We start from the raw sequence: 15,614 nt of genomic DNA, 5'->3' as shown, positions 1-15,614 counted from the left end.
GAACCCCAAATGAACAACGCCACGCAACCACGCACGCTGCTCGCCCGCCTCGGCATTACCAATCCGATTATCCTGGCGCCGATGGCCGGTACCGGCACGCCGGCGCTGGCCGCGGCCGTGTCGAATGCCGGCGGCCTCGGCTCGCTCGGCGTCGGCGCCACCGACGCCGAAGGCGCCCGCAAGGCAATCCGCGAAACCCGCGCGCTGACGGACAAGCCGTTCAACATCAACCTGTTTTGTCATCCCCCTGCCGTCGCCAACCCGGCGCGCGAGGCGCAATGGCTGGCCTACCTGGCGCCAAGCTTCGCCGAGTTCGGCGCCACGCCGCCCGCGGCGCTGCACGAGATCTACAAGAGCTTTGTCGCGGATGACGCCATGTACGCGATGCTGCTGGAGGAGCGGCCGGCAGTGGTGAGCTTCCATTTCGGCTTGCCGGCGCAGGCCTGGATCGATGCGCTGCACCAGGCCGGCATCTTCCTGATGGCCACCGCCACCCATCCCGCCGAAGCGCGGCAGATTGCCGATGCCGGCATCGATGCCATCGTGGCGCAAGGCACCGAAGCCGGCGGCCACCGCGGCGTGTTCGACACCGAGGGACGTGACGAAGGGCTTGGCACTTTTGCCCTGGTGCGCCTGCTGGTCCGGAACACGGCCCTGCCCGTGATCGCCGCCGGCGGCATCATGGACGGCGCCGGGATTGCCGCGGCGCTGGCGCTGGGTGCGCAGGCGGCGCAACTGGGCACCGCGTTCGTCTCCTGTCCGGAAAGCGCGGCCGATGCGCCTTACCGGGCTGCGCTGCTGGCTGGCGAGCCGACCCGCACGACGCTGACCCGCTCCATCTCCGGGCGCAGGGCGCGCGGCTTTGTGAACCGCCTCACCGAACTGGGCGAGGCAACGGACTGCCCGCCGATTCCCGATTACCCCATCACCTACGATGCCGGCAAGGCGCTGCACGCGGCCGCCAAGGCACGCGGCAATAAGGACTTTGCCCCGCAGTGGGCCGGACAAGCCGCGCAGTTGTCGCGCGCCTTGCCGGCAGGCGAGCTGGTGGCGGCATTGCGTGCGGAACTCGCGGAGACCATTGCGGGGCTCGCTGCCGCCGGCTGAGCGGCTCCGCCGCGAACCGATGGGGCCCGACATCGACCCCACGCCAATTGCCGTCTTCGTCCCGCAGGCGCTCCCGATCCATCACGCGGCTGCTGCGGAAGGCAAGTTCGATCGGCCGGCGCTTTTCCAGCAGTTTCCCCCGAGGAAGGCTGACTCATGGCTATGGCGGAAAGATCCCGTGGCCTGAAAAGTGGGCGGATTATCCCCGATCAAAATGCAGCCTGTCGTGGATGGCACGCGCCGTCGCGGCAGGCCGTGCGCCTACAAGCCGAGATCGCTCAGGCCCGGGTGATCGTCGGGGCGGCGGCCCAAAGGCCAGAAGAACTTGCGGTCGGCTTCCTTGATCGGTGCGTCGTTGATGCAGGCAAAGCGTCGCCGCATCAGGCCGGCGTCGTTGAACTCCCAGTTCTCGTTGCCATAGGAGCGGTACCAGTTGCCGGAATCGTCGTGCCATTCGTAGGCAAAGCGCACGGCGATGCGGTTGCCGTCGAAGGCCCACAACTCCTTGATCAGGCGATAGTCCAGTTCCTTCTGCCATTTGCGCGCCAGAAAGGCGACGATCGCCTCGCGTCCATTGATGAACTCGGCACGGTTGCGCCAGGCGCTGTCGACGCTATAGGCGAGCGCCACGCGCTCGGGGTCGCGGCTGTTCCAGCCGTCTTCGGCACCGCGCACTTTCTGGATGGCGCTTTCACGGTTGAACGGGGGCACGGGCGGCCGGACTTCGGGACTGGACGACATTGGTTTCTCCTGGCTGCGAAAGCGCACGGTGGCCGGACTGGCCGTGGCGGACTCCGGGATCTGGAAAGAAGGCCCGCAGCGTTTCCGGTACGCCCCGGCAGGGTCGCGAGACCCATCGGCGGCTGGGGGAATCATACAGACCTCTCTACATGGATCCCGTTGGCGTAAAAGCTGGCAAGCCGCCAGCAGGGATCGCGAACGGCAGCGCTTGCAACGCCTAGCGCGGGCGCCGCATGCGGAACAGTGCCTCCGGCCCGATCTCGAAGTAATCGGCCGGGCCGCCGCCGCGCAGGATGGGCCGGGCCGCCGCGGTGTCGTAGATGCCGTCCTTGAGCAGCGCCTTGTCGACATGCACGCCGACCACCTCCCCCAGCACCAGCCAGGTCGGCACCTTCGCGCCGTCGACGCCTTCCAGCTGGATCATTTGCGTGAGCTTGCACTCGAACGAGACCGGACTTTCCGCCACGCGCGGTACCAAGATCAGGCGCGATGCCTCGGGCGTCAGGCCGGCCAGCGCGAACTCATCGACCTCCGGCGGCACGGCCGCGCCACTCGCGTTCATGGCCTCGGCCAGCGGCCGCGTGGCGAGGTTCCAGCAGAACTCGCGGGTCTGCTCGATATTGCGCACGCTGTCCTTGTAGCCGATGCTGGAAAACCCTACGATGGGCGGCGTGTAGTTGAAGGCGTTGAAGAAGCTGTAGGGGGCGAGATTGACAATGCCATCTGCACCGCGCGAGGAAATCCAGCCGATCGGGCGCGGACCGACGATGCTGTTGAAGGGATCGTGCGGCAGGCCATGCCCACTGGCAGGCTCGTAGAAATAGGATTTGGCGGACACGGAGCGGATCACTCGGTAAAACAGCGTTGAAAGACAGGGACTGCGGCGCGGCCCCTTTGCACGGCGTTGCCAGGCACCCATCGACGGCCGGGCAGGCTGCTGCGATGCTACCAGTTGCCGGGAGGCCGCGTTTGGCGCGGCGCGCCGCTCGCTGCGCCCTCCCGCGCCGGCGGCAGGCTCGTCGCAAGCGTCCTGCGCAATCGCAGCAGGCACAAACGCCATACCGCAAGTCCGGGCACTCCTGACTAATAAGGTAGTATTCGGGCCCTCACCGGTTTCATCGTCGCCCGCTCACCCGCCAGCAGCCCCAATCCGCGCACTTGCGCCCTCCCCAGCGGGAGCCCGCGCGACACATCCCATATATTCAAATCCCAATATCGGGCATGTCCCTGCAGTTATGAGCGAATCCTGCGCCTCCCTTAGTCTTGCGCCATGTCGGACCGGCACCGCCAGCACGGAGTGGCGAAGACCTGGCCGACAGCGGCGTACCGTGGCAAATGCGATGCTGCCCGCGACACAAGCGACCCAAGCTAGTGCGCGGCAGCCCGATTCCCCGCCCCGGTAACGACAACGAAAAAGCGAGACAGCCTGGGTCAGAGCGACGTAGCCGCCACCCCAGCGCACCACAAAAGGAGACACTCCGCCATGCTTGAGCAGCCGTTCCCCGGCCGTGCCACCGCCCCCGGCACTGAAGCGATCGAGGCCAAGGCCATCGACGCCATCGAGGCCATCGAAGTCAAAGGCTTCCTTGACCGATACTTCCAGATCAGCGCGCGCGGCAGCACCGGGCGCCGCGAGGCGCTGGCCGGCGTCACCACCTTCATGGCCATGGTGTATTCCGTCTTCGTCGTGCCGGGCATGCTCGGCAAGGCGGGCTTCGATACCAGCGCCGTATTCGTCGCCACTTGCCTGACCGCGGCCTTCGGCTCCTTGCTGATGGGCGTGTGGGCCAAGCTGCCCATCGCCATCGGCTGCGCGATCTCGCTGACCGCGTTCACAGCCTTCGGGCTGGTGCTCGGACAGGGGCTCTCCCCGGCCGTCGCGCTGGGCGCGATCTTCCTGATGGGCGTGGTCTTCACCGCCATTTCCGTGACCGGTGTGCGCTCCTGGATCCTGCGCAACCTGCCGGCTGGCGTGGCGCACGGCACGGGGATCGGCATCGGCCTGTTCCTGCTGCTGATCGCGTCCAACGAAGTTGGCCTGGTGATCAAGAACCCGGGCGCCGGCCTGCCCGTCGGGCTGGGCAAGATCACGTCGTTCCCGGTGGTGATGTCGATCCTTGGCCTGGCCGCGATCTTCGGGCTGGAGCGGCGCAAGGTGCCCGGCGGCATCCTGCTGGTGATCGTCGCCATCTCCGCGCTGGGGCTGGCCTTCGACCCTGCCGTCAGGTTCTCGGGCGTGTTCGCACTGCCCGCGTTGAGCGCGCCGGGCCATGCCTCGCTGATCGGTGCGATGGACATCAAGGGCGCGCTGTCGCTGGCGGTGCTGCCCAGCGTGCTGGCACTGGTGATGACCGCGGTGTTCGATGCCACGGGCACCATCCGTGCGGTGGCGGGACAAGCCGGCCAGCTCGATGCCAAGGGCCAGATCCCCAACGGCGGCCGTGCCCTGACCACGGATTCGCTGAGCTCGATCTTCTCGGCCTTCTTCGGTGGCGCGCCCGCTGCGGCGTACATAGAATCGAGCGTGGGCGTGGCGGCCGGCGCCAAGACCGGCCTGGCCGCGGTGGTAGTGGGCCTGCTCTTCCTGGCAGTGATCTTCTTCTCGCCGCTGGCCGGGCTGGTGCCTTCGTACGCGACGGCACCTGCTCTGATGTATGTGGGCCTGCTGATGCTCAGCAGCGTCAGCAAGCTGCATATGGACGATATGGTCGACGCCATGGCCGGGCTGGTGTGCGCGGTCTTTATCGTGCTGACCTGCAATATCGTCACCGGCATCATGCTGGGCTTCTGCACCCTGGTGATCGGGCGTATCGTGGCCGGCGAGTTCCGCAAGCTGAATGTGGGCACTGTCAGCATCGCGCTGGCGCTGGCTGTGTTCTACGGCGGCGGATGGGCGATCTGAAGCTTGACGGCCGCGGCGCAGGCCGCGGCCACGCTAACGGGTACTGAAGGCCAGCGCAACGATGACACTGGCTTTTTTGCGAAGCGGGCAAATCCCTGTCCCGCTTCTTTTTTTCAGCGGCCTGCCCCGGATGACCCGCTGCTGATCCCTGCCCCCAGGCCGCAGCGCGCCTTTGCGGCAATGCCGTTGCCAGTCCCGTGTTATGTGATAGCATATTTTTAGTACATAAATTATGCAATAACATAACACTGCAAGCGCGGTCGACATGCTATGATATTTCATACTTCCAGACATGGAACTATGTCATGGCATCTTTCTACGACCAGCTCCAGTCCCTCCGCGCCGCCCGCAAATCCTCCCTGAGAGACATAGCCCGCCTGATCGGCATGGCCGCCTCCAACCTCACCACGGCGCTGAGCGGCCGCCACGATGTGCGCGCCTCCACACTCGAAGCCGTAGGCGCCGCGCTGCACGCCGAGTGGGTCCTGGTTCCCCGCGAGCACCTCCTCGCCGTGCGGCGCCTGATCGAAGGCAAGGACAGTGGCCCCGACCACGAAGCCAAGACCTCGGTCGAGATGTTCCTCGGTCAGGAATCATGAGCACCGGCCTGCGCCCCCGCTACCTGGAAGTGCACCTGCACGGCGTACTGTGCGGCCACCTGTGCGAGGTTGAGCGCACCTGTCGCTTCGTCCCCGCCGAAGCCTTCCGCGGCGATGCGCTGCGGCCCACGCTCAGCCTCTCGCTCACCTTTCCCGGCAACGACGCGCTGACCGCGGCGGTTCTCGCCAACCCCTTCCACCCCGCCCTCTACAACACCAACGCCGCGCTGCCGCCCTATTTCGCCGGACTGCTGCCCGAGAGCGAACTGCGCAAGCGTCTGGAGTCCACCCGTCACAATCCCGAGGATCGCGACGATTTCGGCATCCTGGCCGCCGCCGGTGACGACCTGCCCGGCGCGGTGGTGGTGCGCCCCGCCCCCATCGACGCCCTGCCCGAGCATGTGCGCACCGTCGGCGTGACTGGCGGCGCGGACAACCTGGAAATCGCCGTGATCGAAGGCGCCACCGAAGGCGCGGCCTCGGTCTCGGGCGTGCAGAACAAGATTGCGCTATCCACCGCGCATGCCGGCAAGCGCTACACCATGCCCACCCACGGGCACCTTTCGGACCTGATCGCCAAGCTGCCCGCACGCAACGACGACAGCCAGGTCTTCAACGAATACGTATCGATGCAACTGGCGCAGGCCGCCGGTGTGGCGGTCGCGCCGTGCCGGGCCGCGCCGCTTGCCGCCATCGAGGTGGCAGGCCTGGCCGAAACCCTTGGCAGCGGGCTGCACTTCCTCGCCGTGGACCGCTTCGACCGCGAGCCTGGCGGACGCGTGCATGCCGAGGACGGCTGCCAGCTGCTGACCCGCATGCCCAACCGCAAGTACGCCGGCCGCGACGCCTACGTCGCGCTGGTGCAATTGCTGGAGCGCCTGAGCGTACGCGGCATCGAGGATGTGCGGCAGTTCTTTATCCGGCAAGCCGTCAACACCCTGCTGGGCAACAGCGATGCCCACCTGAAGAATTTCTCATTCCTTTACCGCAACGGTATCGCGCCCGAGTTGTCGCCCGCCTACGACATCGTCAGCGTGGCGGCCCTGCCGGGCTTTGCCGGCTTCGGCCAGAACGTTGCCATCGACCGCCAGCAGCGCGCGCAAACCCTGCAGACCTACCGCGAGTTCGCGCGCGAGGCGAGGATCGCCGAGCGCATCGCCACCGCCGCCGTCAAGGATGCCGTGGCCATGGCGCGCGAGCGCTGGCCGTCTTTACTGGAGCAGCTGCCGGCTCCCGCGGGCATGCGTGCGATCGTGCTGGAGCGGCTGGCGACGTTGCCGCTGGCAGGGCGGGGATAGGCGGACACGGGCAAGCGAGCCCGGCGTCAGGCCAGCAACCGGTATGCCAGCCGCGCGGCCACCCGCGCGCCCTGATGATCGCGATCGTAGTCGGGGTTGTACTCCGCCAGGTCAGCCACGCGCAGCTTGCCGCTGCGCCTCACCTCGCCCACCAGCGCCTCGACTACCGCAAGCGGCACGCCAAAGGCAGCGGGCGCCGAGACGCCTGGCATGACGGCGGCCGGCAGCGCATCCAGATCGATGGTGAGGTAGACGTGCTCGGCCGCGGCCATGCGCTCCCTCAACGCGACCAGGCGAGCGTCGAGATGCCGCTCCTGCAAGTCGACATCCTCGACGTAGGACACGCCGAGTTCGTCGGCACGGGCAAACAAGGCCGGGGTATTGGCAAGACGGCTCACGCCCAGGCAAACATAGTCGAATGGCAGCCCGCGGCGCGCACTCTCGCACGCGATCTGATCGAACGGCGTGCCGGAGCTTGCTGGCCGGCTGGTGCGCAAGTCGAAGTGCGCGTCGATATTCACAATCAGCAGCCGGCCGTTGTCGCCGGCGGCATCCAGATGCGCCCGCAATCCCTGCCAGCTGCCCCAGGCCAGTTCGTGGCCGCCGCCCAGCACCAGTGGCAGGCCGCCGGCGTCCAGCGCGGCACGGACCGCCCCCGCCAGGCGTTCGTGGGCGGCTTCCAGCGCACCGTCCTCGCAGGTCACGTTGCCGGCATCGTACAAGGCAGGCAGGCCGTGCGCGGGCACATTGGCCAGGGCGCGGCGGATCGCATCCGGCCCCTGCGCGGCGCCGGCGCGGCCATGGTTGCGCAGCACACCGGCATCGCAGGCGAATCCCACCAGCACTGGCGCCCCGGCCGGCACCGACGCGCCCGCGGCGCGCACGATATGAAACAGGCGTCTGGTATCTCCGCGCTCACCGGCGTCGGTACGGCCCTGCCAAAGGGTTCCGGTCAGCGCCATGGTCACTGCCGCGTCAGCACGGCCTGCAGGAAGCCGCGCGTGCGCTCCTGCGTGGGCGCGGAGAAAATGACCGACGGCGGACCGGCTTCGATGATGCCGCCGCCGTCCATCACTACCACGACATCGGCGACCTCGCGAGCAAAACCCATCTCATGCGTGACCACCACCATCGTCATGCCTTCGGCGGCCAACACCTTCATCACCTGCAGGACTTCACCCACCAGTTCCGGATCGAGCGCCGAGGTGGGCTCGTCGAACAGCATCACGCGCGGGGCCATGGCGAGCGCACGCGCTATCGCCACGCGCTGCTTCTGCCCGCCCGAGAGGCTGGCCGGCATGGCATGCGCCTTGTGCGCCAGGCCCACCTTCTCCAGCAATGCCATCGCCTTGCGCTCGGCCTCTTCTCGCGAGGCTCCCCGCAACATGCGGGGACCGAGCGTGACATTGTGCAGCACGGACAGGTGGGGAAACAGGTTGAAGGACTGGAACACCATCCCGACTTCCGTGCGCAAGCGGTTGAGTTCGGGGTCGGCGATCAGGCTCCCCTGATCCAGCAGCCTGGAGCCACAGATCTCTATGGTGCCGGTCTCCGCCTGCTCCAGCCCGTTGCAGCAGCGCAGGAACGTGCTCTTGCCCGAGCCGCTCGGCCCGATCACCACCACTACTTGCGATGGCTCCACATCGAAATCGATGCCCTTCAGGACCGTATGGTCGCCGAAGGATTTGCCCAGATTGCGGATCCGGATGATTGCGGTATCGCTCATTGCACCATGCCTCCCATACGCAGCCTTTGCTCCATGTGCCGCAGGAACAGTCCAGCGGCACTGGTCAGCAGCAGATAGACCAGCGCGATTGCCAGATACACCTCCAGCGAGCGGTAGGACACGCTGATAATCTTCTGCCCTTCGTGCATCACATCGTGAATGGTCAGCAGCGAAACCAGCGCCGAGTTCTTGATCAAGGCGATGAACTCGTTGCCCAACGGCGGAATCATGCGCACGATCGCCTGCGGCAGGATCACCGCGCGCATCGACTGGCCTGACGACATGCCGATGGAACGCGCCGCCTCCATCTGGCCCTTGTCGACCGACTGGATCGCACCGCGCACGATCTCGGAGACATAGGCGCCTGAATAGATGCCCAGGCCGATCACCCCGCAAACGAACGCCGGCAGCAGGACGTTGAACTGCGGCAGCCCGAAGAACAGCAGAAACAGTTGCACCAGCAGGGGCGTGCCACGGATGGCGGTCACGTAGGCGGTGCAGATGCCATACACGACGCGACGCCGCGGGTCGAGCCGGCCGATGCCAACCAGCAAGCCCATCACGCATCCGAGCACCAGCGCGCAGGCTGTCACTTCGACCGTGACCACGGCGCCGCGCGCCAAGTCGGGCAAGCCTGCCCAGACCGGCGAGAAATCCAGTTCCATAATGTCTTCCCGCCTTACTTATGCGCGGCGCCGAACCATTTCTGGATCAGCTGCGCATAGGTGCCATCGGCCTTGAGTTTGGCCAGGGCGGCGTTCACCGCGCGAGTCAGCTCCGGCGTATCCTTGCGCACCGCCATGCCGTACTCCTCGGTGGTCAAGGCTTTCTCGACCACGCGCATGCCACCGCGCGCCTTGACATATTGCATCGCGGCGGGCCTGCCGGTCACGGCCGCATCGGCGCGGCCAATCTCCACCAGGTTGAACGGTATCGGGGTATCGGGGTATTGGGTTCGGCCGGCTGGACTGCCCGGCACAGGCTGCGCCCGCAGGTATCTCAAAAGGCTTGCAAACCGGCCGAGACTCTCGCTGCCGCGGACCTTGTCATCTCGATCAGAAGCGGCTCGCGCCCCTGCGTGCGGGTAGCCGGCGTCATCAGCGTGATCGAGCCTACCGCCGCTGTCTTCTCACGCCGGCGGAACACCGGCACGCTGACGCCCCACACGCCGGCATCCACCTCGTCCTGGCTGACTGCATAGCCAGCCCGCTCGATGCCCGCCAGTTCGTCCAGCAGCCGTTCGGCCTGCGCGGCATCCATATCCGGCAGGCCAAGAACGAGGCGGCGGCGTGCGTCCTCGGGCATGAACGCAAGCAGGGACTTTGCCGACGCACCCGCTCGCAGCGGCACTCCGCGCCCCTTTTCGAACGAGCAACGCAGCGACTGGCGGCTCTCTATCATTTCCAGGCACACCGCCTGGTCCTTGACCGCGACCACCAGCCCTACGCTCTCGCCGGATTGCTGCGCCAGCCACTGCATTTCCGGCAGCGCTTCGCGCGCGAGGTGCGAAGCCATGTCAAAGCCAAGCGCCAGCTGCAGGCTGATCGGGCCGGGCGCATACCGTCCGTCCGACTCCAGCACGAAGCCCCACCGCTTGAGCAGCACCAGTTGCCGATACAGCGTGCTTTTGGGCAAGCCTGTCGTGGTACCTAATTCGCGCACGGTCATTGGCTGGCCCTGCTGTGCCAGCGCAGCGAGCACAAAAAGCACGCGGTCCGCGCCAGCGGTGGGCAAGTTGACTTCGGGGGTATTGGCTTTGATCTGCATAGGGTGAGAGCATGCAGCCGTTTTCCCAAATATCAAAACATGGATTCCCACTTTCCGGGAATTGATCCCTGGTATTTACCCTAGCATCGGCGAAGCATTGGAGAGGATGGCCGGGTCAATGCCGGACAAGTGATGCGTCGATTACGCGGGACAGAAAATAAACCCGGACACGACGCGCTGGCTGCCACCGGAGCACGCTTTGCATGCGGCGCGCTTGCAGCACATTGCCGCCTAGCCAGGCGGGCCAAGATCGTTCAAGATGCGGGCTCGCAAACGCCCGAGAGCCTCCATTGCCGCTGCATCGCCTCAAACAAAGTGCCACCCTGGCCGCCGTGCTGGCGCTGATCGGGTCGATGGCTTCGCTGTGCATCGGCACGTCGTTTGCCAAGAGCCTGTTCACCGCGGTCGGCGCCCAGGGCACCACGGCGCTGCGGGTGACGTTCTCGGCCTTGATCCTGCTGTGCGTGTGGCGGCCCTGGCGGATGCCACTGAGCCTGGCCAACGCGCGCGTGATCGCGCTGTACGGCGCGGCGCTGGGCGCCACCAACCTGCTGTTCTATATGTCGCTGCGCACCGTCCCGCTGGGGCTGGCGATTGCCATCGAGTTCACCGGGCCGCTGGCGGTGGCGGTGTCGTCGTCGCGGCGGGCCATCGACTTCGTGTGGATCGCCTTTGCGGTGGCGGGCCTGTTGCTGCTGCTGCCGCTGGGGGAGAGCGTCGCCAGCCTGGATCCGGTTGGCATCGGCTACGCCCTGGCCGCGGGCGTGGGGTGGGCGCTGTACATCGTCTTTGGCCAGATGGCCGGCAACGCGCACGGCGGGCAGGCCACCTCGCTGGGGCTGACCGTGGCAGCGCTGGTGGTGCTGCCCTTCGGCCTGGCCCATGCCGGCGCCGCCATGTTCAGCCCTTCGCTGCTGCTGGCCGGGCTGGCGGTCGGGCTGCTGTCCAGCGCCATCCCCTACTCCCTGGAAATGGTCGCGCTCAAGCGCCTGCCGCGCCGCACCTTCGGCATTCTGCTCAGCATGGAGCCGGCCATCGGCGCGCTCGCCGGACTGGCCTTCCTGCACGAGACACTGAATGCGCAGCAATGGCTGGCGATCGCCAGCATCATCACGGCGTCGATCGGATGCACACTGACGGCAGTGGCACGCAAACGCACCACTGCCGAGGCGTAATCCGCAGGGCCGCTGGCCTCAGCCCGCCGCGACCCGCGCTACGTCCATCTGCGACGCGCTGCCGGCGTGCCCGCGCAGCGCTATGTTCACCTCATACAAGAAGCTGTCCTCCGGATTGCGCCGGATGGAAAACCCGAGCTCGCGCATCAGCGCGAGCATGCGCCGGTTCTCGCTCAGCACGTCGCCGCGCAGCAGGCGCAGGCCGGCGTCGGCCGCTGCATCCCACAGGCGCCGGATCAGGCGGCGGCCGATCCCCTTGCCCTGCCAGTCGTCCGCCACCGCCACCGCGAACTCGGCCACCTCGTCGCCCGTGACCACGTAATTGCCGTTGGCCACGATCACCGGCAACCCATTCACTTGCGCCGTGACCACTAGCGCCAGTCCGTCATGGCTCTCGATGAACAGGTCGATGACCGCATCGGACACGCGCCCGCCGGTCAGGAAGCGGTGATAGCTGCTCTCGCGCGACAAGGCCTGAACAAAAGCCCGCTCCCGCTCCGCATCGCTGGCGCGCACGGCGCGCACCACCACCCGCTCGCCGCCGGAAAGCTGCCAGGTTTCCGCACATTCCGGGCAAGCGGCGCGCGAGCCGCTATCGGGTGTCCGGGACGAGCCGGCAAGGCGGACGGGGTGGCTGGGTTTCATTGTTGCTTCCTGACTTCAAATTCCATAGCCAGGAGTATAGGCAATACCCTGACTTTTGTAAATGAAGTTAGCCTGCTATCCTGAATGCATGGAACTGACTCCCGACGATCTCCGCCATTGCTCCATCGCCGCGACCCTCTCGCTGGTCGGCGAGAAGTGGTCCATCCTGATCCTGCGCGACGTATTTCACGGCGTCCGCCGCTTCGACGAATTTCTCGAACGGCTGCAGTGCTCACCCGCCGTGTTGTCGACCCGGCTCAAGACGCTGACCCAGGCCGGCCTGCTGCGTCGCGTAAGCTATCGCGAGCCGGGCGAGCGCGAGCGCTTCGAATACCGGCCCACGCGCGCTGCCGTGGAACTGCTGCCGGTGATCGTTGGCCTGCTGCAATGGGGCGACCGTCACCTTGCCGCCTGCGGCCAGGGGCCGGTAGTGTTGCGCACCCGCACGGAGGGGCGGCCGGTGCGTGCGGCGCTGGTGGATGACAACGACCAGTTGGTTCGGCCCAACGATATCGAGATTGCGCGCGCGGATCGGTGGGCGGAGGTTGCGGCGCAAGAGGAGGCCGCGAAGGCGTGAGTCGGGCGACGGGTCTTCGCGTCCTGTTGCCGGCGGCCCTAGCGCAAGCAGACCGTTGCAATGTCGATGGCAACCAGCAAAGGTTCGTCGATTTTCTGGCCTTCAGCGTCATATGCGAACACGCGCCGGGTCGTCGGCACCATGATGCCGTCAAAGTCCTGGTAGTTCGACGCATAGTTCGCGCCGGTAGCGCCGCCCATGATGTCCACGGTGTAATCATGGCGCCGCAGCAGACCATCCGGGCCAAAGTACGAAACCTGCTCGCGTGAATGCGTTTCGATGGAACCTGGAAATGTCACTTTCAAGCGCCGCCATTGCTCGCCGTCCTCCTGCCACGGCGACAGCTCCTCGGTCACTACGCCAGGGTAGGTGTAGAGAAACGGCGCGCTGAAGTAGGTCCACAGCGCATAACTGCAGAAGTACGCCGCATGAAGATCGTCCCAGGGCGTCTGCACACTGTGGCCGGCGAAAGAGGCACGCGGATTATCGCGACTCTCGAGTACGCGTCCGTCCGTCGATTCGACGGCGACGCGGGCCGAAGTAAACAGAGAGTGTCGATCGGGCGCTGTGAAAGGCCGCAGTTCGACACGCTGGGCTTGCGTATCCATTGCGGCGACAACGTGCCTGAAAATATCGGGCTTCTGCTTGACATGCCAGATGCCGCCTGTGATCGACATTTCGGCTTCGAGCGTTCTGAACGCGTTCCAGCGCGCAAGGCCTCCATGCGCCTCGATAGCCAGCTTCAAAAGATCATTTGTCATATCGTTCTGTTCTGTTCTGTTCTGTTCTGTTCAGCGGTCGTTTTCGTCATGGGGCCGGCAGGCGGCGCATCACCCAGCCAGCGTCGCCATCATCTGTGCATTGAAACCATTGACGAGGTCGTGTTCATTGGGACCCGGGTTGCCCCGGAACAGCCTCGCGCCTTCAACCAGAATCTCATCCGCATCGGTTCCAAGGACTGCGATCGTTTCGGCGATGAACGCTTCAAGCGGCATCGCCTGTTCGGCTTCGCGGCTGTTCATGAGGTCCGTGCGTACCCAAGGCGGTGCGATCTCGAGTACGCGAACCGTCGTGTCCCGCAGCATGAAGCGCTGCGAGAGGATGTACGAATGAAGCGCCGCCTTGGTCGACGAGTACACGGCAGTCATAGCCAATGGCACGAAAGCCAGCACCGAGCTGGTATGGGCGACGACAGCATCGTTCCGGGTCTTGAGGTGATCGATCAACGCGGACGTCATGCGGATCGGCCCCATGAGGTTGGTGGTGATGGTGGACACCATCTGCGCGTCGTCGATCTGGCCACCCGCGTGGTCGGGCAGCATGATCCCGGCGTTATTGATCAGCACGTTGAGATCGGGATAGTCCGCGATCAACTGCGCCGCTACGCGGCCGATGCTGGCGGCATCAGTGATGTCGAGCTCGACCGCGGCCATGCCAGGGTTCGCCGCCACCACCTCGTCCAGGTGGCTGCGCCGACGGCCGCCGATGATCACCTTGTTGCCTTGCTTGTGGAGCGCCTCGGCTAGCCCGCGGCCAATGCCCGAACCGCCGCCCGTGATGAAGATGGTGTTTCCGGTGAGTCTCATGATCGTTTCCTTGTTGATGCTTCGGTGGTTGATGCTTGCGTGCTCAGGCAGGGAACCGGTCGCCGAACATCGGCAGGCCGCTCACGGATTGCGCCTGGGTCGCTTCGTCCTGCAGGACGTCCCAATGCTCGGCCAGCTTGCCGTCTTCGAAGCGGACGATATCGGCTGCAATCCACGCGGCGGATCGACCGATGCCGGAGAAGCGCCCATGTGCAATGACATAGTCGCCCTCGGCCACGATCAGCTGGTTCTCGTAGCGCAAGGTATCGGGCAGCGTGCGGATCAGATCGAACAAGCCTTCGCGCCCCGGCGCAATATGCGCGCTGTGCTGGATGTAGCGATCGGACCAGAATTGCTCTGCGGCAACGAAGTCGCGCTTGTTGAACAGGGTGTCGAACGCTTCCAGCACAAGTGCCTTGTTCTGTTCAGGGGTTCTCTTCGTCATGCTGCGTTCCTCTTTGAAGGTTCAGGCGGCGACGCGCTCAGGCGCCGGGTAGTCGTTGTGTCCGTGCTGCGTGGACGCTTGAGTCAAGTAGGTTATACTCAACACAATGGTGAATGACATTGTCTATGCGATGGATTGTGGTCGCTCGCCCCGACAATGTCAATGGTGATCACCATTGTATTTTTCGATGCGTCTTATTGGGCCGTTGGCGGCCGAAGTGAGGGGGAATGGGTGTTTCCAAGCAGCAGGCGATTGAAAACCGGCGTGCGATCGTGGCAGCCGCCGAGAAGCTGTTTCGCGAGCGCGGCGTCGATGCGGTCGGGCTCGCCGAGCTGATGAAGGCGGCTGGCTTTACACAGGGCGGTTTCTACAACCACTTCAAATCGAAGGACGCACTGGTAGCCGCGGTGATGGACAAGGCCATGGAGGATGGTGGAGAAGTGTTTGCCTCGATAATCGAAGACGCCAGATCGGCTGATGCCAACCCGGTCAGGCAACGGATTCAGTGGTATCTATCCCCTGAGCATCGCGCGAGTATCGATGCGGGTTGCCCCTTGTCGGGTTTTGTAGGCGACGCCCGCCGGCTGGGCCAAGCAGCGCGCGACGCTTACGCGGCAGGTCTCGCGGGGAATTTCGAACAATTCGCCAGAGTCATCGAAGAGACGGATGGGATCAAGGAAGGCAGCCGCAGGAAGGCGATCACGCTGTTCAGCCAGATGGTTGGCACGCTGCTGCTTTCGCGTGCTGTTGCCGACATTGACCCGGCGCTCGCGGATGAAATTCTGGATGAGGGCCGCCAGCATCTCCTCACTGCCGTGGATGCGCAACCCGGAATTCGATCACGTGGCCAGTCGCGCCGAGGGTAGCGCAATGTCCGTTTGCGCTTTGTGGATTCAACCGGTCATTGCAACTCGACGGTTCTCCACCGTATCGAAGGTACTCGAACCAGGTTCTGCCTCGGCCGGGCTGGCCGAGAAGAAAGTGATTTATCGGTTCGAATCAAATGGACTTCTACGTTGGCGCGTACGTGGCGATGCCCGCTCGCG

17 protein-coding genes and 1 pseudogene are annotated in these 15,614 nt (G+C 65.4%); 7 read left to right on the top strand and 11 right to left on the bottom strand.

Going from position 1 to position 15,614, the window contains the following annotated elements:
• Positions 1-9: 9 nt before the first annotated feature.
• On the top strand, positions 10-1,107 hold the full coding sequence (locus tag AC1DQ3_RS12955; RefSeq protein ID WP_477120590.1) for an NAD(P)H-dependent flavin oxidoreductase: 1,098 nt from the start codon (positions 10-12) through the stop codon (positions 1,105-1,107).
• A gap of 261 nt (positions 1,108-1,368) precedes the next feature.
• Here AC1DQ3_RS12955 and AC1DQ3_RS12950 read toward each other — a convergent pair whose 3' ends face one another.
• Positions 1,369-1,848, bottom strand: a complete 480-nt coding sequence (locus AC1DQ3_RS12950) for a nuclear transport factor 2 family protein (RefSeq protein ID WP_477120589.1) — start codon at positions 1,846-1,848, stop codon at positions 1,369-1,371.
• A 217-nt stretch (positions 1,849-2,065) separates the two neighbouring features.
• Entirely contained in the window at positions 2,066-2,698 is a 633-nt protein-coding gene (locus AC1DQ3_RS12945; RefSeq protein ID WP_477120613.1) for a flavin reductase family protein, read from the bottom strand.
• A gap of 633 nt (positions 2,699-3,331) precedes the next feature.
• Here AC1DQ3_RS12945 and AC1DQ3_RS12940 point away from each other — a divergent pair.
• The 3 genes from AC1DQ3_RS12940 (at position 3,332) to AC1DQ3_RS12930 (ending at position 6,647) form a co-directional block, all read left to right on the top strand.
• Positions 3,332-4,750 (top strand): NCS2 family permease, encoded by a 1,419-nt coding sequence (locus AC1DQ3_RS12940; protein WP_477120588.1) that lies wholly within the window; start codon positions 3,332-3,334, stop codon positions 4,748-4,750.
• Positions 4,751-5,055: 305 nt separating this feature from the next.
• On the top strand, positions 5,056-5,349 hold the full coding sequence (locus AC1DQ3_RS12935; RefSeq protein WP_477120587.1) for a helix-turn-helix domain-containing protein: 294 nt from the start codon (positions 5,056-5,058) through the stop codon (positions 5,347-5,349).
• Positions 5,346-6,647, top strand: a complete 1,302-nt coding sequence (locus AC1DQ3_RS12930; RefSeq protein ID WP_477120586.1) for a type II toxin-antitoxin system HipA family toxin — start codon at positions 5,346-5,348, stop codon at positions 6,645-6,647. Before AC1DQ3_RS12935 ends, AC1DQ3_RS12930 begins: the two co-directional genes overlap by 4 nt.
• Before the next feature lie 26 nt (positions 6,648-6,673).
• Here the strand turns inward: AC1DQ3_RS12930 and hutG are convergent, their stop codons facing one another.
• The 5 genes and pseudogenes from hutG to AC1DQ3_RS12905 form a co-directional block, all read right to left on the bottom strand.
• Positions 6,674-7,609, bottom strand: coding sequence for a formimidoylglutamase (gene hutG, locus AC1DQ3_RS12925; protein ID WP_477120585.1), 936 nt, complete (start codon positions 7,607-7,609; stop codon positions 6,674-6,676).
• Positions 7,610-7,611: 2 nt separating this feature from the next.
• A complete protein-coding gene (locus AC1DQ3_RS12920; RefSeq protein WP_477120584.1) occupies positions 7,612-8,373 on the bottom strand; it encodes an amino acid ABC transporter ATP-binding protein in 762 nt (253 codons plus the stop codon).
• On the bottom strand, positions 8,370-9,038 hold the full coding sequence (locus AC1DQ3_RS12915; protein ID WP_477120583.1) for an amino acid ABC transporter permease: 669 nt from the start codon (positions 9,036-9,038) through the stop codon (positions 8,370-8,372). The genes AC1DQ3_RS12920 and AC1DQ3_RS12915 overlap by 4 nt, the downstream gene beginning before the upstream one ends.
• Positions 9,039-9,052: 14 nt before the next feature.
• Positions 9,053-9,301, bottom strand: a pseudogene (locus AC1DQ3_RS12910) (transporter substrate-binding domain-containing protein); the annotation flags it as partial.
• A gap of 71 nt (positions 9,302-9,372) precedes the next feature.
• Complete coding sequence (locus AC1DQ3_RS12905) at positions 9,373-10,140, bottom strand: IclR family transcriptional regulator (protein ID WP_477120582.1); 768 nt, start codon at positions 10,138-10,140, stop codon at positions 9,373-9,375.
• Positions 10,141-10,430: 290 nt separating this feature from the next.
• Between AC1DQ3_RS12905 and AC1DQ3_RS12900 the strand changes: the two genes are divergently transcribed.
• Entirely contained in the window at positions 10,431-11,315 is an 885-nt protein-coding gene (locus AC1DQ3_RS12900) for an EamA family transporter (protein WP_477120581.1), read from the top strand.
• A gap of 18 nt (positions 11,316-11,333) precedes the next feature.
• On the opposite strand, the gene AC1DQ3_RS12895 is transcribed toward AC1DQ3_RS12900, so the two are convergent.
• Positions 11,334-11,960 (bottom strand): N-acetyltransferase family protein, encoded by a 627-nt coding sequence (locus AC1DQ3_RS12895; RefSeq protein ID WP_477120580.1) that lies wholly within the window; start codon positions 11,958-11,960, stop codon positions 11,334-11,336.
• Positions 11,961-12,048: 88 nt separating this feature from the next.
• On the opposite strand from AC1DQ3_RS12895, the gene AC1DQ3_RS12890 reads away from it, so the two are divergent.
• Positions 12,049-12,537, top strand: a complete 489-nt coding sequence (locus AC1DQ3_RS12890; protein WP_477120579.1) for a winged helix-turn-helix transcriptional regulator — start codon at positions 12,049-12,051, stop codon at positions 12,535-12,537.
• A gap of 38 nt (positions 12,538-12,575) precedes the next feature.
• On the opposite strand, the gene AC1DQ3_RS12885 is transcribed toward AC1DQ3_RS12890, so the two are convergent.
• The 3 genes from AC1DQ3_RS12885 to AC1DQ3_RS12875 form a co-directional block, all read right to left on the bottom strand.
• A complete protein-coding gene (locus AC1DQ3_RS12885) occupies positions 12,576-13,298 on the bottom strand; it encodes a hypothetical protein (protein WP_477120578.1) in 723 nt (240 codons plus the stop codon).
• Positions 13,299-13,367: 69 nt separating this feature from the next.
• Positions 13,368-14,123: an SDR family oxidoreductase gene (locus AC1DQ3_RS12880; RefSeq protein WP_477120577.1), complete on the bottom strand. Its 756-nt coding sequence runs from the start codon at positions 14,121-14,123 to the stop codon at positions 13,368-13,370.
• A 43-nt stretch (positions 14,124-14,166) separates the two neighbouring features.
• On the bottom strand, positions 14,167-14,568 hold the full coding sequence (locus tag AC1DQ3_RS12875) for a nuclear transport factor 2 family protein (RefSeq protein WP_477120576.1): 402 nt from the start codon (positions 14,566-14,568) through the stop codon (positions 14,167-14,169).
• Between the two features lie 227 nt (positions 14,569-14,795).
• Between AC1DQ3_RS12875 and AC1DQ3_RS12870 the strand changes: the two genes are divergently transcribed.
• The gene (locus tag AC1DQ3_RS12870) at positions 14,796-15,434 is read left to right on the top strand and encodes a TetR/AcrR family transcriptional regulator (RefSeq protein ID WP_477120575.1); all 639 of its coding nucleotides are present in this window, start codon (positions 14,796-14,798) and stop codon (positions 15,432-15,434) included.
• Positions 15,435-15,614: the final 180 nt, after the last annotated feature.

The sequence above is a fragment of the Cupriavidus sp. 01T418 genome, assembly GCF_056398885.1.
Note: the sequence above shows the minus strand (reverse complement) of the source record. Positions and strands in the feature narration are given on the sequence as shown.